The sequence below is a fragment of the Nonomuraea sp. CX421 genome, assembly GCF_059358955.1.
In genome coordinates, this window is the sequence record NZ_JCADBK010000002.1 from 1 (window position 1) to 22,291 (window position 22,291).

A 22,291-nucleotide genomic window follows, 5' to 3' on the forward strand; every position below is an offset into this window, starting at 1 on the left:
GTTCTGTGCGGGCGGTGGTAGAAGATCACCCGTTCTACTGGATCTCCGTTCTCATGTGAGGACCTTCACGCCGATCCACCTCAACACACTTCGCAGGACCTTAACTACCCGGCATTGCGGCTAGCCGGCCGCCTACCGTCTGGCCGTGGCCTGCTCGCCCAGGGCGCTGATGCCGTACAGCAGGCCGCCCACCAGATCGCCGACGCTGAACGCGGTGGCCATCGACATCGCGGTCAGCCGGCAGGACGCATCGGTCAACCGGCGTCTGGTGCCGGCCCCGGTCACGATCTCCACGCCCCGCCCGGCGACGTCGACGAGGATGACGACGGCGTCGTCGGCCTCGTCCCCGAACACGGCGTGCAGCCGCTCGGCGAAGTGCCGCCGCGGACCCTCCGGCGGGCCGACGAAGAGGCCGAACCTCAGGCCGCTGCGGTGTTCGGCGACCAGGAGCGCCTTCCTGACGTCGTCGGCCTGTGCCGTGCTGAGCAGGCGCATCGTCACCACCCCGCCGAGGCGCCGCCGGTGCGGCCACCGGGCTCGGCCGTCCGGGCGGCGTCGAGCCAGTCGGACTCGGGGACCGGCGCCCAGCGCGGCACCTGGTCGTCCAGCACGAGGCCGGAGGTGCTCACGCCGTGCTCCCCGCGGCCGGGACCGCCCAGCCACACCGGGCCGGTCGTGGCCCGGTGGGACGGGCTCCTGCCAGGGGCCATCACGAGCAGGCTGATCAGCACGAACAGTCCCAGTGACATCCCGATGAGGAGGACCAGAGTCTCCTGCGCGCCGTTCACACCACGAACGTAATCCGGCTTCGCCCGTCCGGCCAGACCCGTCTGCGGGGAGCTACCAGACGGGTGGCCGCCGGTCGCCCCAGAATCCGCCCCTGGCGGCCTCCACCTGTGCCGACAGCGAGATCAGGGTGCCCTCGTCGCCGACCCGCCCGGCCAGCATGACGCCGATCGGCAGCCCTTCGGCCGTCCAGTGCAGCGGCAGGTTCACCGAGGGCTGGCCGGTGACGTTGTAGACGGCCGTGAACGTGGCGAACCTGCTCATGCGCTCGAGCGTCTCCTCGGCGTCCGCCACGTCCTCGAACCAGCCGACCGGCACGGGCGGCTGGGTGACCGTCGGGGTGAGCACGGCGTCGTAGCCGTCGGTCACCGCGACCCCCGCCCGGCAGGCGAGCTGGAGCGCGGCCTGGGCCTGCAGGAACGCCGGGGCGGGAGTGGCGAAGCCGCGCTCGCGCAGCCAGGCGGTGATCGGCCGCAGCAGGTCCGTCTGGTGGTCGGCGACGGGATGCATGCAGGCGAACGCGCACCACATGGTGATGAAGTGCGGCACCATGTCCGGCCCGTACGGCCGGGCGATGTCGACGACCTCGTGGCCCAGCGCGGCGAGCGTGTCGCTGGCCTCGTCGTAGGCGGCCAGCACGTCGGGGTGGACCTCGGCCCCCGGCACCACGGGGTCGGCGTAACGGGCGACGCGCAGCCGCCCGGGGTCGCGGCCGGCCCGCTCCAGGAAGGTGCCCTCGTGCCGCGGCGCGAGGAACGTGTCGCCGGGACTGTTGTGGGCCATCACGTCGAGCAGCGCCGCCGCGTCGGCGACCGTGCGCGCGATCGGGCCGTTGGTGGACAGTCCGGCGAGGTCGGGGATGATCGGCGCGAAGCTGATCCGGCCCCGGGTGGGCTTGATGCCGTACAGACCGCACACCGAGGCGGGGATGCGGATCGAGCCGGCGCCGTCACTCCCCTGGGCGGCGGGGGCGAGCCCGGCGGCCACGGCGGCCGCCGCTCCGCCGCTCGACCCGCCCGCGGATCGGCTGGTGTCCCAGGGCGAGCGGGCGGGCGGCGACAGGTCGGTCTCGGTGTAGCACGGCAGCCCGAACTCGGGGGTCGCGGTCTTGCCCAGCATGACGGTGCCGGCCTCGCGCAGCCGCTCCACCACCGTGTCGTCCAGGGGCGCGACGAACTCCCGGTAGGTGGCCGACCCGAACATGATCGGCACGTCCTTGACCAGGTTAAGATCCTTGACAGGGATCGGCACTCCGGCGAGCGGTCCGTCTGGCAGCTCCTTCGCCAGGCGGCGGGCCTGGTCGAGTGCCCTCTCCGCGGTCACGGTCACGTACGCGCCGACGTGCGGGTCGAGGCGCTCGATCCGATCGAGGTAGTGCTGGGTGAGCTCGACCGGCGAGATCTCCTGGTCACGGATCGCCTGCGCCTGCTCGAGAGCCGAAAGCTCGTGAAGGTCTCGCACGCTGCCTCAGCGTAGGGATCTCCGGCGAGGAACGTAATAGATACCCGGAAAACGGGCGTGGAACACAGTGAGCTGGGCCATAAAACTATGGACAGGGCAAGACTAGGAAACGACGAGAACCACGGGCTACGGTGATCTACGTGGACTCCGACCACCAGCGAGAAGACGGTCCCAACACCTCACCCATCTGGGTGAGCGACCGCCCCGAAGCGGACCAGACCACCGCGCGACCAGCGGCACCCGCCTCGACCTACGCGCCTGTCGAGCGCGCCTCACTGCGCAGCGTGCTCCAGCAACGCCGGTTCCGGCAGGTGCGCAACCGCGCGCTGCTGGCACTCGGGGCCGGCCTGGTCGTGGGATTCCTGGCGCTCGACTGGCGTGTGGGTGTGAGCGCGGGCGTGATCGCGGCCATCCTCGACGCCGTCTACCGCGCACGGTCCAACTCGACCGTGCCGGCCTGGCGTCGCGCCTCCGTCGCCGAGCGCCGTACCGAGGCCCAGCTCCGCAAGCTGGAACGCAACGGCTACCGCACCCTGCACGCCAGGGCGATCCCCGGCAGCGACGCCCAGATCGACCACCTGGTCGTGGGGCCGACCGGCGTCTACGCGGTCGACTCCGAGAAGTGGGACAAGCGGCTGCCGGTCCGTGTGCAGATGGGCAAGAAGCTCTTCCACGGTCCCTTCGACATGAAACCCCGCCTCACCGAGGCGAAGTGGGAGGCGACCCAGGCCAGCGAGCTGATCAGCAAGTCGTTCGGGCGGGAGATCTCGGTCGTGCCGTCGCTGGCCATCTACGGGCCCCCGGTACCGTGGAAGATCATGACGATCCGCGGCGTCGACGTCTACGAGGGCGCCCGCGCCCGCAAGTGGATCACCAAGCGCGAGCGGGCCCTCACCGATGCCGAGATCGAGCGGCTCCACGAGATCGCGGCTCAGGTGCTGCCCGCGCGATACGGCGAGGGTTGAGCCGACCGCCCGGCCCGCGCGGCCGGGCACGTCCTGAGGTCGCCCACCCACCCTGAGGTCGTCCAGTCTTCCGGCGGGCTTCCGCGCCAAGCGGGAGCCCGTCTGGCGTTCGCCCATGTTCTCGCGCGCGTCCTTTCTCCGGCTCGGGTCCATCCTCTGGCCCGCGTCCATGGAGCCGGCCCGGGCGCCGTGTCCACGCCGTGGACGGGCGTCTCAGCACCCGGGCGGTGGCCGTACCATGGGAAGACTCGCTAGCGATGGGAGAAGCTCAATGCCCGCCCTCAGGTCACGTACGGTCACCCACGGCAGGAACATGGTCGGCGCCCGGGCCCTGCTCCGGGCGACCGGCGTAGCGGGGAGCGACTTCGGCAAGCCCATCATCGCGGTGGCCAACAGCTTCACCCAGTTCGTCCCTGGCCACGTGCATCTGCGCGAGGTCGGCGACGTGGTGGCGAAGGCGATCCGCGAGGCGGGGGCGATCCCGCGCGAGTTCAACACGATCGCCGTCGACGACGGCATCGCGATGGGCCACGGCGGCATGCTCTACTCACTGCCGTCGCGCGAGCTGATCGCCGACGCCGTCGAGTACATGGTCAACGCCCACTGCGCCGACGCGCTGATCTGCGTGTCCAACTGCGACAAGATCACGCCTGGCATGCTGCTGGCCGCGTTCCGGCTGAACATCCCCACGATCTTCGTCTCCGGCGGGCCGATGGAGGCCGGCAAGACCCCGGGCCGCAAGCTCGACCTGATCGACCCGATGATCGCCGCGGCGGACGAGTCGGTGTCCGACGCCGACCTGCTGGAGATGGAGGAGAACGCCTGCCCGACCTGCGGGTCGTGCTCCGGCATGTTCACCGCCAACTCCATGAACTGCCTGGCCGAGGCGATCGGCCTGGCGCTGCCCGGCAACGGCACGATCCTGGCCACCCACAAGCGGCGAGAGCGGCTGTTCCAGGACGCCGGCCGCCAGGTGGTCGAGATCGCCCGGCGCTACTACGAGGACGACGACGAGTCGGTGCTGCCGCGCTCGATCGCCACCCACGAGGCGTTCGAGAACGCGATGGCGCTCGACGTGGCGATGGGCGGGTCCACCAACACGATCCTGCACATCCTGGCCGCGGCGCGCGAGGCGGGCGTCGACTTCGGGCTCAAGGAGATCAACGAGATCTCGCTGCGGGTGCCGTGCCTGTGCAAGGTGGCGCCCGCGACGAACAAGTACCACGTCGAGGACGTCCACCGGGCGGGCGGCATCCCCGCCATCCTGGGCGAGCTCGACCGGGCCGGGCTGCTCCACCGCGACGTGCCGACGGTCAACGGCGGCACGCTCGGCTCCCTGCTCGCCGAGTGGGACCCGTGCTCGCCCACCGTGCGGCCGGAGGCCGTCGAGTTGTGGCACGCGGCCCCGGGCAACGTCCGCACCGTGAAGCCCTACTCCCAGGACAACCGCTGGGACGACCTCGACCTCGACCGCGCCGAGGGCTGCGTCCGCGACCGCGAGCACGCCTACACGTCCGACGGCGGCCTCGCGGTCCTGTACGGCAACATCGCCCGCGACGGCGCCGTGGTCAAGACGGCCGGCGTGGACGAGTCGATCTGGAAGTTCAGCGGGCCGGCGGTGGTGTTCGAGTCGCAGGAGCAGGCGGTCGAGGGCATCCTCGGCGACCGCGTGCGCGAGGGCGACGTCGTGGTCATCCGTTACGAGGGGCCCAAGGGCGGGCCAGGCATGCAGGAGATGCTCTACCCGACCTCGTTCCTCAAGGGCAGAGGTCTCGGCAAGGCGTGCGCGCTGGTCACCGACGGGCGCTTCTCGGGCGGCACGTCCGGGCTGTCGATCGGCCACGCCTCTCCTGAGGCCGCCGAGGGCGGGATGATCGCGCTGGTCGAGGACGGCGACATCATCGACATCGACATCCCGTCGCGGACCCTTGAGCTGCGGGTGCCCGAGCCGGAGCTGGCCGCGCGCCGCGAGCGGCTGCTGGCCGACCTCGGCGGCTACCGTCCGCGTGACCGTCACCGGCCGGTGAGCGTGGCCCTGCAGGCCTACGCGGCCATGACCACGTCCGCCTCCACGGGCGCCTCACGCGATCTGACGCAGCTCTCCCGCTGACCGTCGGGCCCGCCGGCCCGGCCTTCTCCGCCCTCTCCGCCCTCTCCGCCCTCGCCGTCCGACCTGTACGGCGAGGGCAGGGTTACCTTGCTTGCCGTACACGTTTTCGAAAAATGTCAGTGGCCATCTCTATTGTGTGGGTATGGCTACAGTCGTGAAGCCCACCACCCGCCCGCTGACGACCGCCGAGATCGCCGCCCTCGCCCTCTCCCTGGCCCATCTGGGATCGGGCCCCCAGGCCGTCACCGCCCGGCGCGGCCTGCAGCACGTGTTCGAGCATCTGGACCTCGACGACGAGGTCATCGCCACCACCCTCGCGACGCTCACCGAGCCGCTGCCCGTGGAGATCGCCGCCCGGGCCAGGCTCATCGCCGACGCCATCACCAGCAGACTCATGATCCGTCTTCACTACCGCGACGCCTCCGGACAGGTCACCAGCCGTGACGTGGAGCCGGTGACCTGTCTGGTCCACCGCGAATACTGGTATCTGGTGGGGGTGTGCCGGATGCGCCGGGGCATCCGGGCGTTCAGGTTCGACCGGATCATCGCGGTGGAGCCCACGCTGTCTCCCTCCAGGCCCCACCTGGCCGACCGCTTTCTGCCGTTCCAGCGGCGCAAGCGCCCCAAGGCCCTCCAGCGCGCCATCTGAGCCCACCCCGGGGACACGCGCGTCGCCCTGCTCGGCGGTGAAGGGCGTCACTGCCGAGCAGGGCCAGAAACACCAGGTCAGGAGCAGCAGCCGCCGCCGCAGCAGCCGCCCCCGCCTCCCGCGGGCCGGGGCGCGGCGGCGCCACCGGTCATGGCGACCGTCGAGAGGAGCTTGACCGTGTCGTCATGGCCCTCCGGGCAGGAGGCCGGGTCGTCGGACGCCGACATGGGACGGGACACTTCGAACGTGGAGCCGCAGGCGCGGCAGCGGAAGTCGTAACGCGGCATGGGCACAGATTACGTCAGAGCGGGAACGTCGCCTGCGCGTAGTCGGCGACCGGCCGGTATCCGATCGACTGGTAGACGGCGTTGCTCGTCGGATTGGCCAGATCGGTGAAGAGCACCACCTCCTCGCACCGCTCGTCCAGCGCCGTCCGGCTCGCGAAGGCGGTCACCGCGGCGCCGTAGCCTCGCCTGCGGCTCGACGGCGGGGTGTAGACGGGCCCGATGCGGCAGACCCCGCCCGCCTGCGGCGACACCGCCGCCAGCGACACCGGCGCGTCGTCGTCCCACAGGAAGAGCTCCCCCGCGGCCATTCGCCGCTGGACCCTCGCGACCGTGTCGGCGCCGCCAGTCAGCCGCACCTCGGTCTCGAACGCCTGCATCCAGCTCACCAGCAGCGGGAAGTCGGCCGCCGTCGCCGGCCGGCCCCGGCCCGGCACGTCGGGCGGGGTCAGCGTCTCCAGACGGTAGAGGCGTTCGGCGCGGACGTCGCCGGTGCGGCCGAGCGCCTCGGTGACCGCGCCGACGAGATCGACCGGCCCGACGACCTCGGGGATCGCGCCGTCCAGCGCCGCCACCAGCGGTCCGATCGCCTCGACCGGCATGCGGGCGAGCCCGACCGGGTGCGGCGGGGTACGGAAGGCGGCGCCCCGGACCTCGCCCTCGTCGGTCCACCAGCCGAAGCAGGCCCCCTCGGCCGGCATGCCCGCCCGCACATTGGCCAGGACGGTGAGCAGCACCGTGTTGCGCACCGGGTCGGCCAGCAGGAACGGCTCGGCGGCTCGGGCATAGGCCTCGACGTCAGCGGTGAAGCTCCACATGCGTGGATCCTGCCAGCCGCCGGCTCGCGGCGGCAAACGTCATCGGGCCCGGATCCAGCCGGATCCGGGCCCGGAGGTCAGGCCGCCGCTTCGAGGTAGGGCGCCCATTGCGGGTCACCGATGAGTGAGGCACCGATCAGCCGCCAATGAGCGCCCCGTGGCACCGCCGGGGCGACGCGCAGCGTCCACCCCAGCTCCTCCAGGAACTTGTCGGCCTTGCGGTGGTTGCAGGTCGTGCACGAGGCCACGCAGTTCTCCCACGTGTGGGGACCGCCACGGGACCGGGGCACGACGTGGTCGATCGTCTCGGCCCGCTGGCCGCAGTAGGCGCAGCGGTAGTCGTCGCGCCGCATGAGCGCCGCCCTCGTCAGCGGGATGCGCGAGCGGTAGGGGATGCGGACGTATCTGCGCAGCCGGATCACCGAGGGGACGTCGAGCGTGCGGCTGGCCGAGCGCAGGACCGCGCCCCGGCCGTCACGGTGCACGACGTCGGCCTTCTCCCGCAGCACGAGCACGATCGCGCGGTGCAGCGAAAGCGTGGTGAGTGGCTCATAGGTGGCGTTGAGCAGCAGGACTTGGCGCATCATCGTGCCTCTTCCCGCTGCGGGCGTATCAAGGGGGACATGCCGCGGCATGTCCCGGCTGTCGGCCCCTCCTGGGGCATGGACGCTTCCGTCACGTGGACCTCCGCCGGACGGTCCAGCGGATCGACACCACGGCACCGTCCTTCTCACCAAGTCTGGCGTTTCGAGCGTGGTCCCCGCCACCCCATAACCTCCAGCCGGAATGACCAGAGGGACGCACGATACGTTTTATGCCCGTATCACCCAGGCTTTACGCGTCCCCGCTGCCAGTAGGGTTCGGGACATGACCCGTGAGCCTTACCCAACCGCACGCCGCGAGGAAACCGTCGAGCTCCTGCACGAGACCCCCGTGCCGGACCCGTACCGGTGGCTGGAGGATCCCGACAGTCCCGAGACGAAGGGCTGGCTGCTCGCGCAGGCCGATCTCTTCCGGCGGGAGTCCGGGCGACAGCGCTTCAAGGAGCGCATCGGCGAGCTGCTCAGGTCGGGCTCGGTGGGCACGCCGGTCTGGCGCGGCGACCGTCACTTCTTCAGCCGCCGCACTCCGGACCAGGAGCACGCGGTCTACTACGTCGTCGACCCCGACGGCACCGAGCGGGCGCTGATCGACCCGATGGCGATCGACCCGTCGGGCCTGACCACGCTCGACGCCGTGCAGCCCGACAAGGAGGGGCGCCTGCTCGCCTACCAGCTCTCGGTGGGGGGTGACGAGGAGTCGGTCCTCTACCTCCTGGACGTGGCCACGGGGGTCCGGATCGAGGGTCCGATCGACCGCTGCCGCTACTCCCCCATCGCCTGGCTGCCCGGGGGCGGGGCGTTCTACTACGTGCGCCGGCTCCCGCGCACCGAGGTGCCCGAGAACGAGGCGCAGTTCCACCGCCGCGTCTACCTGCACCGGGTCGGCACGTCCACCGAGGACGACGTGATGATCTTCGGCGAGGGCCTGAAGATGACCAACTACTACGGCGTCTCGGTGTCGCGTGACGGCCGCTGGCTGCAGATCTCCGCCAGCGAGGGCACCGCCCCACGCAACGACCTGTGGGTGGCCGACCTGGAGGCGTCGCCGGCCGACCGGCCCGAGCTGCGGGTCGTGCAGGAGGGCGTCGACGCCCAGACCGGCCTGGTGTTCGGCCGCGACGGCAGGCTCTACGTGCACACCGACCGTGACGCGTCGCGGGCCCGGGTCTGCGTCACCGACCCGGCGACGCCCGGCGCCGACGCCTGGCGTGACCTGATCCCCGAGGACCCCGAGGCGGTGCTGTCCGACTTCGCCATCCTCGACGACCTGGAGCGGCCGGTCATGCTGGTCGGCTGGACCCGCCACGCCATCAGCGAGATCACCGTCCACGATCTGGAGACGGGCGAGCGGCTCGGCGAGGTCCCCACGCCCGGCCTGGGCACCATCGGCGGCATCTCCGAGCGGCCCGAGGGCGGTCACGAGGCGTGGTTCGGCTACACCGACAACGTCACGCCGCCGACGATCCAGCGCTACGACGCCAGGACGGGCGAGACCACGCTCTGGGCCGCCTCACCGGGCGCCGTCGACGTGCCGCCGGTGCGCACCTCCCAGGTCGTCTACCGCTCCAAGGACGGCACGCCGGTGCGCATGCTGGTGATCGCGCCCGTCGACGCCGAGGGGCCGCGGCCGACCATCCTGTACGGCTACGGCGGTTTCGGCCTGTCGATGACCCCCGGCTACTCCGCGTCGATCCTGGCCTGGGTCGAGGCGGGCGGCGTCTACGCGATCGCCAACCTGCGCGGCGGCGGCGAGGAGGGCGAGGACTGGCACCGAGCGGGCATGCTGGCGCACAAGCAGAACGTGTTCGACGACTTCCACGCCGCGGCCGAGCACCTCATCGAGACCGGCGTCACCACGCCCGCCCAGCTGGGCATCTCCGGCGGCTCCAACGGCGGCCTGCTCGTGGGCGCCGCTCTGACGCAGCGCCCGGAGCTCTACGCCGCCGTCGCGTGCTCCGCGCCGCTGCTCGACATGATCAGGTTCGAGCTGTTCGGCCTGGGCGCCACCTGGAACGTCGAGTACGGCTCCGCCGCCGACCCCGAGCAGTTCGGCTGGCTGCGGGCCTACTCCCCCTATCACCACGTCCGCGAGGGGGTCGCCTACCCGGCGACGCTCTTCACCGTCTTCCAGTCCGACACCCGCGTGCATCCGTCGCACGCGTGGAAGATGTGCGCGGCGCTGCAGCACGCCTCCACGTCCGACCGGCCGATCCTGCTGCGCAACGAGACGGAGGTGGGCCACGGCGCCCGCTCGGTGAGCCGCACGGTCGACCTGTCGGCCGACACCCTCACCTTCCTGGCCAGGCACACCGGCCTATAGTCCAAGGCATGAACGCGCTGGGGCCGGCCATGGTCGAGGCCGCCCCCGGCCCGGCTCTGCGACCCTACGTCACCCGGCTGACCGCCTATCGCGAGCACTACGGGCGGCCGGTGACGCGGAGCGAGGCGGCCATGCCGGGGGCGGTGCTGATCCTGGGGTTCGGCGCGCCGACGGAGGTGGCCAGCCGGCTGTTCACCTCGTTCGCCGGCGGGCTCGGCGACCGGTTCACGGTGACCCGCACGAGCGAGCCGACCGAGGGCGTGCAGGTGTTCCTCACCCCGTTCGGGGCGCGGCGGCTGTTCGGCCTGCCGATGCGGCAGCTGGCCAACGTGGTGGTGCCGGCCGAGGACGTACTGGGACGGTGGGCCCGTGACGCCGTCACCCTGCTGGCCGAGACGCCGTCGTGGCGCGACCGGCTGGCGCTGGCCGACCGGCTGCTGACGCGGCGCATCCTGGCGGGCCCGGAGCTCGGTCCCGAGGTGCCGTGGGCGTGGGCGCGCTTGGTCGGCTCCGGCGGCGCCCTCAGGGTGTCGTCGCTGGCCGACTCGCTCGGCTGGAGCCATCGCCACCTCGTCGCCCGCTTCCACGACCAGGTCGGGCTGACGCCCAAGGCGGCTGCCCGGGTGATCCGCTTCGACCGGGCGGCCCGGCTGGTGCGGGCGGGCGTCCCCATCGCCGAGGTGGCCGCCTCGTGCGGCTTCTACGACCAGGCGCACCTGAACCGCGAGTTCAGGACGCTGGGCGGCCTGACCCCCGGTCAGATTCGTCCAAGACCCGGCAAGCCGCCGCGCGCAGACTGAGGTCATGCAGCGAACCGTCTACGCACTCGCCCGTTATCACGACTGTCCGGCCGCGCTCGACTTTCTGACCTCGGCGTTCGGCTTCCGGGCGCACGAGGTGACCAAGAACGACGAGGGGGTCGTCACCCACGCCGAGCTCCTCGTGGAGAACGACATGATCATGATCGGGGAGGGTGCTCCGGGCGGGCCCGGCGTCTACATCGCCGTGGCCGACCCGGACGCGCACCTGGACCGGGCCCGGGCCGCGGGGGCCGAGATCACCATGGATCTCGTCGACCAGCCCTACGGGTCACGGGAGTACGCCTGTAAGGACCCCTTCGGCAACGTCTGGTACTTCGGGACGTACCGGCCCTGAAGCGGGGCCCAGCGGCCGTCAGCGGGGGAAGACGATGGTCTTGTGGCCGTCGAGCAGCACCCGCTGCTCGCAGTGCCACCTGACGGCCCTGGCCAGCGCCACGCACTCCACGTCACGCCCGATGGCCGCGAGGTCGTCGGGCGAGTGGCTGTGGTTGACCCGGGCCACCTCCTGCTCGATGATCGGGCCCTCGTCCAGGTGGGACGTGACGTAGTGGGCCGTCGCGCCGATCAGCTTGACACCGCGGTTGTGGGCCTGGTGATAGGGCTTGGCCCCCTTGAACGACGGCAGGAACGAGTGGTGGATGTTGATCGCCCTGCCCGCCAGCTTCGCGCAGAGATCCTCCGACAGCACCTGCATGTAGCGGGCCAGCACCACCAGATCCACCTGGTAGTGCTCGACCAGCGCCAGCACCTCGGCCTCCTGCCTGGCCTTGGTCTCGGGGCTGATCGGCAGGTGGTGGTAGTCGACGCCGTACGACTGCGTGAGCGGACGCAGGTCGGGGTGGTTGGAGGCGACGGCGACGATCTCGATGTCGAGGCTGCCGGAGCGGACCCGGTAGAGCAGGTCGTTGAGGCAGTGGCCGAACCTGCTCACCATGATCAGCACCCGCGGCCTCCTGGCCACGTCGCGCAGCTCGAACTCCATGCCGAACTCCGGCGCGAGCGCGGCGAACGCGGCCCGGAGCTCGTCCTCCGACAGCGGCGAGGCGAACTGCACCCGCATGAAGAACCGCTGCTCGACCCGGTCGCCGAACTGCTGGCTCTCGATGATGTTGCCGCCGTGCCCGGCGAGCAGCCCGGAGACCGCGGCGACCACACCCGGCCGGTCGGGACAGGACAAGGTCAGGACGTACTCGGCTGAGGTCATGGTTCACTTTCGCGGACATGGATCGGAGGGGCGTCGCCCGGGCTGATCCGGGCAGGTTACCCGGCGTCACCACCGGGCCGCCGGTGAGTACGAGATTACCCGTCGCCTGTTCGATCCCGGCATGGGCCATGATGGGATGGTCGGCCGGGAGAGAGGAAGCGGGCGCCCGTGGACCTCGCCATACTGATCGCGGTCGCCTCCCTGTTCGCGTTCGTGTCAGGCATGAACGACGGGGGCGCGCTCCTGGCCACCGGGCTCAAGCTCCCGACAGTGCGTCCCGTGACCGGCATCGCCGCGCTCGTCGTGATGGTGGCGCTGGTGCCGCTGGCCACCCACGCGGTGGCCCTGACGTTCGTCAACAGGCTGGCCACGTTCGACGGGCCGGGCGGCAAGACGGCGATGACGATCGCGGTGCTGGCGTCGCTGGTCGTGGTGATGGTGCTGAGCTCCAGGGGCCGTCCGACCAGCCTCACCCTGGCCATCGTGGGCGGTCTCACCGGCGCGGGGCTGGGCTGGGGGCTGCCCGTGTCCGGCGGCTCCGTCGCGCTGGTGCTGTTCTTCGGGCTGGCCGCGCCTTTCGTCGGCGGGCTGCTGGCCTGGGTGATGACGCGGCTGCTGGTCCAGCTGACCTCGGCGCGCGGGCTGGGGCACTGGCACTGGGCGGGCTTCCTGCTGCAGACCGTGGCCTACGCCGCCAACGACGGGCAGAAGATGCTGGCCATCTTCATGATCGCGCTGGGCTTCTCGGACGCGCCGCTGCCGTACACGGCGCTGGTGGCGCTCCTGTTCGGGATCGGCACCCTGTACGGCCTGCCCAAGGCGGGACGCACGCTGAGCCGCGAGATCATCGTCTCCCGTCCCCTCCACGGCGTGGCGGCCGAGCTGGCCTCGGGCGTCGCGGTGATCGGCTGTGCCCTGATCGGCATGCCGGTGAGCATGACCCAGGCCGTCGCCGGCGGTCTGATCGGCGCCGGCGTGGCCCAGGGAGGTGGCCGGGTCCGCTGGTACGCCGCCGTGAAGATCGTCGTAGCCTGGATGCTGACGCTCCCCGCGAGCGCCCTGCTGGCCGGCCTCGTGGCCTTCATCCTGGCCAGGACATGAGCGGCGAAAGGAGCCCGATGAAGCGACTTCGACGCATCCGCGATCTGATGACCGGACGCATGGACAGCGCGCTGACCGAGGCCCTGCTGGGGCAGCTCGAAGCCACCAAGGAGGGCGCGTGGCTGGCCATGGCCATGATCGGTGGTGAGGTCGGCCGGACGGGCGCGCACGAGCAGATGCGCGCGATCGAGCACCTCGGCGACGAGGAGCGCCGCCGCCTGGTCGAGGAGTTGCGCACCGCGCTCGTCACCCCCATCGACCGCGAGGACCTGTTCCGGCTCTCGCGCTCGATCGACGACGTGCTCGACTCGCTGCGCGACTTCGTCCGCGAGTCGCATCTCTACCGGGTGCCCGACCAGATCCGGTTCACCCCACTGCTCGACCAGGTCATCACCGGCATCGACGCGCTGGAGAACGCCGTGCGCGACTTCGCCTCGCGCCCGTCGGCCGTGGTGCACGACGCCCTGGAGGCGAAGAAGACGGGCGGCGCGATCAGGCGGATGTACCAGTACGAGATCTCCCGCATCTTCTCCGGCGAGCTGACGGCCGACGCGATGAAGGAGCGTGAGCTGGTGCGGCGGCTGGAGATCGTCGGCATGGCCATCGGCGAGGCGGCCGACGCCATCGCTGATGGCGCCATGAAACGCTGACCCCGCGAAAGGTGAGATGGGTGGAGGATAACGATCGGCGCGCGGCGCGAGTGGTCTGCCTCGACGGGCAGGGCCGGGTGCTGCTGATGCACTGGCATGACCGGGTGAGCGGCGAGACCAGCTGGGAGCCGCCGGGGGGCGGGCTGGAGCCGGGTGAGACGGCGCTGGACGCGGCCAGGCGTGAGCTGACCGAGGAGACCGGGCTGTCCGGCTCGGCCGTGGAGGACGTCTGGGTCGAGGTGCGTCGCGATTTCCGGTGGCTCGGCGTGCGGTACGTGAAGACCGAGCCGTTCTATCTGGCGCGGTTCGAGGAGTCCAGCCCGGAGGTCGACCCGGGTGAGCTGACGCCGGAGGAGAGCGCGGCCTATCTCGGCTACGCGTGGCTGGAGAGCATGCCGGACCGGGTCGAGCCGCCCGAGCTGGCCGAGGTGGTGGCCGAGCTCACCGGCCGGCGCCGACCTGCCCGCCCGCCCGGACGGTGACCCGCGCATTGACCCGCGCGGTCGCCCCTGGTGGCTCGCCGTCGGCCCGTCATGACGCCCGCTGGCCCAGCTCGGCCAGGGTGGTGGCCATCAGCCGGCGCAGCAGGGGCCCCGCGACCGCCTCGTGCTCGGTCTCGACCGGCAATCCCTCGCCCACTCTGGCCTGGTAGATGTCACGCTCGCGCTCGTCGGTGTAGGGCTGGGCGGTCATGCCCACCACGACCGTGGCGCGGGTGCCGCCTCTCGGCAGCACGGCCACGGCGTGGGTGCGCAGGCAGCTCTCCTCGGGCGCGCCGTACCAGCCGCACTTGATCCCGGCCTCGGGGGCGGCCAGGGCCTCCCGGGTGCCGAAGGTCTGCGCGCCCTCGACCTGGCGCATCCACTCGAGCACGGTCGCCGCCACCGGGTCGCCCGCGACGGCCGACTGGGCGAGCGCGGCGTAGGCGGTGGCGACCTCGTCGGCGGCCACCTCGACGGAGCCGAATCTCGACGGGTCGCCGTTGGGCGGTGTCCAGACCACGCCGGTGCGCTGGTAGAGGTCGTCAAGGATGACGCGGGGGCCCACGGCGAGCCACAGGTTGAGGGTGTCGGTGTTGGAGGAGACCACCACCGCGGGCTCGGCGTGCCGCCGCCAGCGCTCGTCGTCGGGGATGTGGCCGGCCGTCACCCACGCGTACAGCGGTTTGAGCAGCGAGGCGCAGCGCAGCCGGGCCAGGCCGGATTTGACGCTCACGGAACGGGCGGGCGGCCCGCCGTAGCCGCGGCTGATGCCCGCGGCCTGGGCGCTGGCTCCCTGCTGGAGATCGCGTAGCAGCTCGTCGAAACCCACGCGTCCCACCGTAGTCCTACGTACCGGTCCGCCAGCGACCTTCGTACCAGTCGAGGTCCGGCGGGTCGTCCGGGAGCGGGGTGGCCCCGGGGGCGCGCAGGCCGTCGAGGGCGATGGTCAGCAGGCGCCGCTTGATGGGCCGGTGCCGCTCGCTGGGCGGGCCGGGCGCGGGGCGGCTGAACTGCTCGATGAGCAGCGAGATGTCCAGCGCGGTCACGTCGTCCCTGAGCACGCCGGCCTCGCGGGCCCGGCCCACCAGCCGGTCGGCCGTCTCGCTGGCCCGGCGGAAGGTGGCCCCCATCTCCTCGGTGACCTCGATGGTGCCGGCGACGGGGGCGAGCGCGCCCGATCCGAAGCCCACGCAGGTCCGTATGTAGTGCGCCAGCCCCTCCCAGGGCTCCGGGTGGGCCAGGCCGTCCTCGGCCGCCGACACGACGCGCTCCATGGCGATGACGCAGAGGCGCTGGAGCAGCTCCTCCTTGGTGCGGTAGCGGCGGTAGAGGCTGCCCATGCCGACGCCGGCGCGCCGGGCGATGGCCGACACGGGCGCGTCGAAGCCCTGCGTGGTGAACACCTCGTGGGCGGCCTCCAGCAGCCGGAGGTCGTTCCTGGCGGCCTCGGCCTGTCTGCCTCGCCTGCCCGCGCCTGGCGTACTCATGGGGTCAGGATAACCGCGTTGCGGAGCGAGACGCTCCGATATAGATTCCTATCGGAGCAGATCGCTCCGATTAAGGAGGTCTCATCGTGCGCGCGGTGGTGTTGAGGAAATACGGCGGACCTGAAGCGCTGCTCGTGGAGGAGGTGCCCGACCCGGTCCCGGGGCCCGGCCAGGTGCTGATCGAGGTGGCGGCGGCGGGCATCACGTTCGTCGAGACGCAGTTGCGGGCCGATCGCGGCCCGCGCCGCGTCGAGCTGCCGGTGATCCTGGGCAACGGGGTCGCGGGCGTCGTGCCCGGCACCGGCGCCCAGGTGGTGAGCACCCTGGGCGGCTCGGGCGGCTACGCGGACCTCGCGGTGGCCGACGCGGACGACCTGATCGCGATCCCCGAGGGCCTGTCACCGCGGCACGCGGTGGCGCTGCTGGCCGACGGGCGCACCGCCGTCGGCCTCATGCGCGCCGCCTCGCCACGGCCCGGCGAGTGGGTGCTGGTCGAGGCGGCCGCCGGGGGTGTCGGCGGCCTGCTCGTCCAGCTCGCCGCCGCCGCGGGAGCGCGCGTGGTGGGCGCGGCGAGCAGCCCGGCGAAGCGGCGGCTCGCCGAGGAGCTGGGGGCCGAGGTCACCGTCGACTACACCGACCCCGCCTGGGTCGACCGGGTACGTGCCGTGGCCGGGGAGCTCGACGTGGTGTTCGACGGTGTGGGCGGTGACATCGGCGCGGCGGCGCAGGGTCTGCTTCGCGACGGAGGCCGGCTGAGTGCGTACGGCATGGCGGGCGGCCCGATGACCACCCCTGCCCCCCGGGTGACCGAGGCGCCCTGGCCGGACGCCGACCTCCGCGAGCTGGCCCGGGAGGCGCTGACCGCGGCGGCCGAGGGGCGCCTGCGGCCCACGATCGGCCTCGTCCTGCCGCTGGAGTCGGCGGCCGAGGCTCACGCCGCCATCGAGGCGCGCACGGTGACCGGCAAGACCCTGCTCCTCCCCGGCACGCGCTGACCCGGCACGCGCTGACCCGGCACGCGCTGACCCGGCACGTCGTCAAGGCCGTCGCGACGCGCGTTCCTCGTCGGCGTCGGCCTCCGCCGTCCGGCCCAGCGCGCGCAGCGCGACCGCGCGGTTGGCGTACAGGTCCGGCATCGGTTCGAGGCCGATGGCCCGCGACAGATCCTCCAGCGCGCCCTCCGGATCCCCCTCCGCGAAGCGCAGCACGCCCCGGCTCCCCCAGGCCGACGCCAGAGACGGAGCCGCCTCGACGGCCCGGTCGAGCGCCCGGCGGGCCTCCTCCAGCCGCCCGGCGGCGGTCTCCAGCTGACCGAGCACCACCAGCAGGTGGGGGTCGCCGGGCGCCAGCGCCAGCCCGGCCGTCACCTCGGCCCTGGCCTCCTCGTCGCGGTCCAGCCCGGCCAGCAGTCCGGCCCGGTTGACGCGAGCGTCCAGGTAGCTCGGATCGAGGTCGATCACCCTGTCCAGGTCGGCCAGGGCGCCGTCGAGGTCACCTCGCGTGATCCGCAGCTCGGCCCGGTTGTAGTGGGCCTCGGGCAGCGGCGGGCCGGCCCGCATGGCGCACTCGTAGTCCTCCAGCGCCTCGTCGTGGCGGCCGAGCTTGACCAGCAGGTTGCCCCGGTCCAGGTGGTGGTCGGGGAACATCGGGTCGATCGCGATCGCCGCCGCGTAGTCGTCCAGCGCCTCCTTGACCCGCCCGAACCCGGCGAGCAACCGGGCGCGGTTGGCCAGCAGCACCATCCGGTGCACGGGATGCCGCTCTCCCAGCTCGCGGGCCAGCTCCAGGGCCGACTCCACCAGCGCGAGCGCGGCCGCCCGGCGGCCTTCGCGCAGCTCGATCAGCGCCAGCCCGTTGCGGTCGAAACCCAGCTTGAACGCCCGCTCCACCGGGTCGGGCAACAGCCCGGAGATGGCGATGGCCTCGTTGATCCAGCCCCGGGCCGCGGCGAGGTCGCGCCGCGCGGGGTCGGGGTGACGGGCTTCGAGCATCGCCATGCCGTACGCGGCGGCGGCGTGCATGGCCGGATCCTGGCTCGCCCGGCGTACGCGTCCCCACACCTCGCGGGCCTCGTGGACGCGGCCGAGCCCGCCGAGCGCGGTCGCGGTGCGCTGGGCGAAGCGCCACCACGGCGGGCCACCAGGCTCGGTGCGTGTCAGCCCACGCCTGCCCAGCTCCACCACCGCGTGCAGGAACCCCTCGCGCACACACCGGTCGACCAGCTCCCACAGCGTGCCGGCGTCGCGCGCGTCGTCGGGAGGTCGCGGCCCGTCCGGCTGGACCACGATCGTCAGCAGCCGTGGCGGGATCCTGCGCGCCATCACCTCCAGCAGCTCGGTGTCCGTCGGGTCGGCCTCGGCGCCGTTGCACACCACCAGCGTCCGGCCGGCGGGCACCACCGCGCGCACGAACTCCGTGACCCCGTTGGCCAGCCGCAGCGTACGCCGGGGCGCGGGCACGAGGATGCGCTCCTCGTCGGGCAGGTCCGCGTCGACGGTGACCCTCCGGACGGCCACCCGATCTCTCAGACCGGGCGCGACGGCCCGGATCTCGATGTCGTGCGCCGCCACCTCGCCGGGGGAACGTTCCAGAGCCGGGGGAACGAGGTGGTGCAGCAACGCCGATCCCACCGTGTAGGGGCCGCGCGGTCCCCGATGCCCGTCGATCATCGGCATCAGCAACCGCACGGCCCCGGATCGGGCGTCCGGCACGCCCTGAGCCTTGAGGTGAGACCCGCCCTCGGTCATCCCTTGTGGATGACGCTGGAGGTCCCGGTGAGCTTCGCCATGCCCGGCTTTCGAACGAGAATACGTTTCATGATGCGCCTTCCGCGCGGGGATAAGCCCCATTATTCGGACACTTCACCGATTATCAAGTTTCGCGACTAATAAGTGCGATGCTAAATGCCGAAAAGCGCCTACTATTCGGCCACGGCGAGCTGCCTACCGGAAACGAAACCAGCAGGGCTTCGCCGCCTGTCTGGCCTGCTCGGACTCCTCCAGGAGGTCGCAGAGACAACGCCCCAGGAGCGTGATCGACCGGCAGCAGCCGGGACCGGGCATGTTGCGCGCCCGGACGATGAGAGTGGCCCTTTCGATCAGCCTCTCCAGGCTGGGCTCTCTGGCGCCTTTGATCGAATGCGTGTCCCACTGGCACGGCCGGTCTTGCACACAGGCGCTCTTCGCGATGAACGGCGGAGGTTCGACGCCCAGCTTCAGCGGATCGGTCCGTTTGATCTTCAGGTCGGCCAGCCGTTTCGACGCCTGCCGCGACACGGCGAGCAGGTCGCGGTCGCGGGTGTCCGCGGGCTTGACCGGCGCCGAGGCGCCGACCGCCGGCACGGCCAGCAGCATCGCGCCCGCCATCAGCGTGCCGCCCACGATCATGCTCCAGCCGAGCGGCTCGTGGAACCAGATGACCGCGATGACCGTCACCCACAGCGGCTGCGACGACATCAGCACCGCGCTGGGCACGGCCGACACGTACGCCTGGGCGTACGAACGAGCCAGGAAGCCCAGGGCGCAGGACACGACCGACAGGTGCGCCAGGATGGCCCAGTCGGACCCCGTTTCCGGCAGGTCGACGCCGTCGCGGACCGCGAAGGCGCCGTTCATGATGCCGATGGTGGCCAACTGGATGACGGTCAGCGCGTACGCGTCGAAGGCCTTGCCCGAGCGCGAGAACCAGGCGAGCAGCAGCGTGTGCCCGGCGTAGAGCGCCGCCGCGCAGAGCGTCATGCCGAGCGCCAGCATCGAGATCTCCTGGTCGTCGACCCCGCGCAGCAGCGTGAACACCGTCATGCCCGCCAGCGCGAGCCCGACCCCCACCCAGACCCGGAACAGGAGCCGGGTCCGGAACAGGACCAGGGCCAGCAGCGGAGTGATCACCACGCTGCAACCGACGGCGAACCCCGACACCGCCGACGGCAGGTTCTCCAGCGCGATCGCCTGGGACGTCTGCCCGACGCCGAACATGACGCCAAGGAGCGCCCCGTTGCCCCACGTGCGCCATGGCAGCCTCCGCAGGCATCTGGGCCGGAGCGCGAGCAGCGTCAGCGCCGCGATCGTGTAGCGCTCGGCCAGCAGGTCCTCGACCGGTAACCGGAGGATGAGATCTTTCATCAGCGGGAACGCCGACCCCCAAGCGGCGCTGACGAACAACAGAAGCACGGCTCCCAGGAGGGGTCGGGGAGCGGGCACGACTGCCATGGCCGAAGCATCTCACTACAAAACGCAGCCAGGGATGTACAGCCAGCAGCCGGTGATGTTCCTCTACCACTCGGAGGTAAGTGCCTCACCCGCAGGTTCGTACATCCCTATCCGCGATCGTCGCCGAACCGGCCATTACTGTCGAATGTCCGCCATCGCTCCGGCTTTCCGCAGGTAACGCGGGCGGGAACCAAGGGGACCGTCAGTGGTCGACGGCGGCGGGCACGAGCCGCTTCGCCAGGTAGACCACGACGTTGTCACCCAACGGACACCTGGAGATCTCACGCCAGCCGTGCCGCTCGTAGAGCGCCAGGGCGGCCTCCTGCCGGGTCGTGGTGTCGCCGCGCAGGCCCTGGAAGCCGAGCTCCACCGCCCTGCTCTCGATGGCGGCGAGCATGGCGGTGCCGAAGCCGCGCCGCTGGAACGCCGGATGGACCCGGAGCCGGCACAGCTCGGCCGTCTCGGAGTCGATGGGCCGCAGCCCGACCATGGCCATGACCCGCCCGCCCACCTCGCCGACGAGAAAGTCACCGCCGCAGGCCAGGTAGAGCTCCTGGATGCGCGGGAAGTCGTCGTCATAGTAGACGCCGTCGCCGGGGGCGAGGCCCACCTCGGCGAGGCTGATCTGGTGCAGGGCGAGGATCGTGTCGAGGTCAGACCAGCGATAGCGCCGGATCGTCAGCGTCATGCACCGCCACTCCCCTCGCCGCGGGCGGCCACCGGCGGGCGGAGCTGGGCCTGGAAGGCGACCAGGCCGGGGTGGTGCTTGTCGCGCGCGAGAATGGCCTGCTCCAGCGCGAGGGCCGGGCGCATGATGAAGTCGGTGCGGTATTCGGGGCCGAGCATGGCCAGCGCCTTGGTGCCGATGTCGAGGGCGTCGGTGAGGTCGCCCTCGATCAGGCGGCACTGGGCGCGGTCGAGCCTGATCAGCGTCTGGTCGAGGATGTGGTCCTGGTATTTGTCGAGGGCCTGGTCGAGCACGACCTCGGCCTCCAGGGTCTGGCCCAGCTTGGTCAGCACGTCGCCCTGGTAGAAGTAGAGCTGGCGCTCGGTATAGCCGAAGGCCATGTCCTCCTGCTCGTTGCTCTTCATGTGGGTGAAGGCGTTGCGGGCGCGGGCGAGAGCGCGTTTGGCCTGGTCGACGACTTCTTTCTTGCTGTCGGTGCCCGACAGCATGGCCAGTGCGCGGGCCTCGACGACCGGGGCCATGGCCTGGGCGGCGCAGGGGGTCTGGCCGGCCAGGTCGCGGCTCTTCTTGGCGAGGTTGAGCGCCTCGCGGGCGTCTCCGTAGTAGAGCGGGACGAGCGCCTCGCGGGCGGTCACCCAGGCGCGCAGCGCGCGGTCGCCGGTCTCGTCGGCGGCGGTGCGGCCGGTACGGAAGAACGAGCGGGCCAGCCGGTGGTCACCCAGATTGATCATGATCATGCCGCTCAGCCCGGACAACTGGGCGCTCATCCGGCACAGGCGTTCCTGCAGGTCGATCGGCTGGCGGCAGGACATGGCGCTGCGCACGGCGCTCAGCTCCAGCAGCACGTCGCAGAGCAGGCGGAGAGGGGCGGTGGTCGAATACTGCCGGCCGAAGCTGAGGGTGGCCTCCTCCCACTGGTCGAGCATGGCGGCGGACACCGTGGCCGAGACGAGCGTGTCGTCCATCCGCCGCCTGATGCCCTCGATCGCGCCGAGCACCGGCCCGTCGAGCCTGGCGTCGGGGTTGTTGGCCAGGAGTTGCAGCAGGGTGCGCCGCAGGACGTTCTCGTCCTCCTCGTTGTCGGGCCGAGGCTCGTCGCGGTCGGGGGCCAGCAGGTCACGCACCGGCGTGGACGGGCCGGGCCGCTCGACGACGTCGCCGCCGACCACGCCGGGCATCCGGTGCCCGTGACCGCAGATGCACGGACCGTCGTAGCCGAGCACCGTGGGCTCGACGCGGTAGACGGAGCACAGGTAGTGGAGGTATTCGGGGCCCGGCCGCTTCAGACCGCTCTCGTAGGCCGACAACAGCGTCTCGCCGATGCCGGGCGGGCCCTTGGAGTCACGCTCGAACAGGGCTCTCACCTGCTCGATCACGTCAGCCAGCGCGATGCCGTGAGAGAGCCGATGACTCTTGATCTTCGTGGTGCCGAACTGCGGCGAGCACGCTTCGTGGATCTCTTCAGCGATCTGCGCGGCGGTGCGGCCGACGGCCAGGCCCCTGGCCCGGATCCGCCGTGCCATCTCAGTTTCCCTGTGCTGCCTGCCGGACATCCCGGCCCCTCTCACACACGTACCTACCGGTCCGCTACCGATGACTGAGCGTAGCCTGCACGTTGCGCTGTGACTACCTAAGACTATGAACCAGTGTTGACT

23 protein-coding genes are annotated in these 22,291 nt (G+C 71.6%); 10 read left to right on the plus strand and 13 right to left on the minus strand.

The annotated features are described in order from the left end of the window. Positions 1-132: 132 nt before the first annotated feature. The 3 genes from AC5L3X_RS03170 to AC5L3X_RS03180 are packed head-to-tail and all read right to left on the minus strand — an operon-like array spanning position 133 to position 2,247. A complete protein-coding gene (locus tag AC5L3X_RS03170) occupies positions 133-495 on the minus strand; it encodes a TPM domain-containing protein (protein ID WP_494854965.1) in 363 nt (120 codons plus the stop codon). Positions 496-497: 2 nt separating this feature from the next. Then, complete coding sequence (locus AC5L3X_RS03175; protein ID WP_494854966.1) at positions 498-788, minus strand: hypothetical protein; 291 nt, start codon at positions 786-788, stop codon at positions 498-500. A 52-nt stretch (positions 789-840) separates the two neighbouring features. Then, on the minus strand, positions 841-2,247 hold the full coding sequence (locus AC5L3X_RS03180; RefSeq protein WP_494854967.1) for an amidase: 1,407 nt from the start codon (positions 2,245-2,247) through the stop codon (positions 841-843). Between the two features lie 140 nt (positions 2,248-2,387). Here AC5L3X_RS03180 and AC5L3X_RS03185 point away from each other — a divergent pair, with 140 nt between their 5' ends. The 3 genes from AC5L3X_RS03185 (at position 2,388) to AC5L3X_RS03195 (ending at position 5,971) form a co-directional block, all read left to right on the plus strand. Further along, complete coding sequence (locus AC5L3X_RS03185; RefSeq protein WP_494854969.1) at positions 2,388-3,212, plus strand: nuclease-related domain-containing protein; 825 nt, start codon at positions 2,388-2,390, stop codon at positions 3,210-3,212. A 271-nt stretch (positions 3,213-3,483) separates the two neighbouring features. Beyond that, positions 3,484-5,322, plus strand: coding sequence for a dihydroxy-acid dehydratase (ilvD, locus tag AC5L3X_RS03190; RefSeq protein WP_189127695.1), 1,839 nt, complete (start codon positions 3,484-3,486; stop codon positions 5,320-5,322). Positions 5,323-5,464: 142 nt separating this feature from the next. Continuing rightward, positions 5,465-5,971, plus strand: coding sequence for a helix-turn-helix transcriptional regulator (locus AC5L3X_RS03195; RefSeq protein WP_494854970.1), 507 nt, complete (start codon positions 5,465-5,467; stop codon positions 5,969-5,971). Between the two features lie 77 nt (positions 5,972-6,048). Here AC5L3X_RS03195 and AC5L3X_RS03200 read toward each other — a convergent pair whose 3' ends face one another. The 3 genes from AC5L3X_RS03200 to AC5L3X_RS03210 all read right to left on the minus strand — a co-directional run bounded on the left by AC5L3X_RS03200 (position 6,049) and on the right by AC5L3X_RS03210 (position 7,657). Beyond that, on the minus strand, positions 6,049-6,258 hold the full coding sequence (locus tag AC5L3X_RS03200; protein WP_189127697.1) for an FmdB family zinc ribbon protein: 210 nt from the start codon (positions 6,256-6,258) through the stop codon (positions 6,049-6,051). Between the two features lie 14 nt (positions 6,259-6,272). Then, positions 6,273-7,073: a GNAT family N-acetyltransferase gene (locus AC5L3X_RS03205; RefSeq protein WP_494854972.1), complete on the minus strand. Its 801-nt coding sequence runs from the start codon at positions 7,071-7,073 to the stop codon at positions 6,273-6,275. A gap of 77 nt (positions 7,074-7,150) precedes the next feature. Further along, positions 7,151-7,657, minus strand: coding sequence for an HNH endonuclease (locus tag AC5L3X_RS03210; protein ID WP_189127750.1), 507 nt, complete (start codon positions 7,655-7,657; stop codon positions 7,151-7,153). A gap of 283 nt (positions 7,658-7,940) precedes the next feature. Between AC5L3X_RS03210 and AC5L3X_RS03215 the strand changes: the two genes are divergently transcribed. Genes AC5L3X_RS03215 through AC5L3X_RS03225 form a run of 3 tightly spaced genes read left to right on the plus strand, consistent with a single transcriptional unit; the run spans position 7,941 to position 11,150 of the window. Further along, positions 7,941-9,995, plus strand: coding sequence for a prolyl oligopeptidase family serine peptidase (locus AC5L3X_RS03215; protein ID WP_494854974.1), 2,055 nt, complete (start codon positions 7,941-7,943; stop codon positions 9,993-9,995). 8 nt (positions 9,996-10,003) lie between these two features. Beyond that, a complete protein-coding gene (locus AC5L3X_RS03220; protein ID WP_494854976.1) occupies positions 10,004-10,795 on the plus strand; it encodes a helix-turn-helix domain-containing protein in 792 nt (263 codons plus the stop codon). 4 nt (positions 10,796-10,799) lie between these two features. Beyond that, positions 10,800-11,150: a VOC family protein gene (locus AC5L3X_RS03225; RefSeq protein WP_189127701.1), complete on the plus strand. Its 351-nt coding sequence runs from the start codon at positions 10,800-10,802 to the stop codon at positions 11,148-11,150. A gap of 18 nt (positions 11,151-11,168) precedes the next feature. Here AC5L3X_RS03225 and purU read toward each other — a convergent pair whose 3' ends face one another. Further along, the gene (purU, locus tag AC5L3X_RS03230) at positions 11,169-12,020 is read right to left on the minus strand and encodes a formyltetrahydrofolate deformylase (protein ID WP_189127702.1); all 852 of its coding nucleotides are present in this window, start codon (positions 12,018-12,020) and stop codon (positions 11,169-11,171) included. 168 nt (positions 12,021-12,188) lie between these two features. Between purU and AC5L3X_RS03235 the strand changes: the two genes are divergently transcribed. Genes AC5L3X_RS03235 through AC5L3X_RS03245 form a run of 3 tightly spaced genes read left to right on the plus strand, consistent with a single transcriptional unit; the run spans position 12,189 to position 14,253 of the window. Further along, positions 12,189-13,121 (plus strand): inorganic phosphate transporter, encoded by a 933-nt coding sequence (locus tag AC5L3X_RS03235; RefSeq protein ID WP_494854978.1) that lies wholly within the window; start codon positions 12,189-12,191, stop codon positions 13,119-13,121. A gap of 17 nt (positions 13,122-13,138) precedes the next feature. Further along, positions 13,139-13,771, plus strand: coding sequence for a DUF47 domain-containing protein (locus tag AC5L3X_RS03240; protein WP_189127704.1), 633 nt, complete (start codon positions 13,139-13,141; stop codon positions 13,769-13,771). 20 nt (positions 13,772-13,791) lie between these two features. Then, a complete protein-coding gene (locus tag AC5L3X_RS03245; RefSeq protein ID WP_494854980.1) occupies positions 13,792-14,253 on the plus strand; it encodes an NUDIX hydrolase in 462 nt (153 codons plus the stop codon). A 49-nt stretch (positions 14,254-14,302) separates the two neighbouring features. Here AC5L3X_RS03245 and AC5L3X_RS03250 read toward each other — a convergent pair whose 3' ends face one another. Both AC5L3X_RS03250 and AC5L3X_RS03255 read right to left on the minus strand, forming a co-directional pair. Beyond that, complete coding sequence (locus AC5L3X_RS03250; protein ID WP_494854982.1) at positions 14,303-15,082, minus strand: hypothetical protein; 780 nt, start codon at positions 15,080-15,082, stop codon at positions 14,303-14,305. A 16-nt stretch (positions 15,083-15,098) separates the two neighbouring features. Next, positions 15,099-15,740 carry a TetR/AcrR family transcriptional regulator gene (locus AC5L3X_RS03255; protein ID WP_494854983.1) on the minus strand — a complete coding sequence of 214 codons (642 nt, stop codon included), beginning with the start codon at positions 15,738-15,740 and terminating at the stop codon, positions 15,099-15,101. A gap of 86 nt (positions 15,741-15,826) precedes the next feature. Between AC5L3X_RS03255 and AC5L3X_RS03260 the strand changes: the two genes are divergently transcribed. Further along, on the plus strand, positions 15,827-16,735 hold the full coding sequence (locus AC5L3X_RS03260; RefSeq protein ID WP_494854984.1) for a zinc-binding dehydrogenase: 909 nt from the start codon (positions 15,827-15,829) through the stop codon (positions 16,733-16,735). Between the two features lie 42 nt (positions 16,736-16,777). Here the strand turns inward: AC5L3X_RS03260 and AC5L3X_RS03265 are convergent, their stop codons facing one another. The 4 genes from AC5L3X_RS03265 to AC5L3X_RS03280 form a co-directional block, all read right to left on the minus strand. Beyond that, a complete protein-coding gene (locus AC5L3X_RS03265; RefSeq protein ID WP_494854986.1) occupies positions 16,778-18,451 on the minus strand; it encodes a tetratricopeptide repeat protein in 1,674 nt (557 codons plus the stop codon). A 231-nt stretch (positions 18,452-18,682) separates the two neighbouring features. Continuing rightward, on the minus strand, positions 18,683-19,948 hold the full coding sequence (locus AC5L3X_RS03270) for a DMT family transporter (RefSeq protein WP_494854988.1): 1,266 nt from the start codon (positions 19,946-19,948) through the stop codon (positions 18,683-18,685). Between the two features lie 202 nt (positions 19,949-20,150). Beyond that, a complete protein-coding gene (locus AC5L3X_RS03275; RefSeq protein WP_494854990.1) occupies positions 20,151-20,636 on the minus strand; it encodes a GNAT family N-acetyltransferase in 486 nt (161 codons plus the stop codon). Next, a complete protein-coding gene (locus AC5L3X_RS03280; RefSeq protein ID WP_494854992.1) occupies positions 20,633-22,159 on the minus strand; it encodes an NsdA family TPR-like regulatory protein in 1,527 nt (508 codons plus the stop codon). The genes AC5L3X_RS03275 and AC5L3X_RS03280 overlap by 4 nt, the downstream gene beginning before the upstream one ends. Positions 22,160-22,291 lie beyond the last annotated feature (132 nt).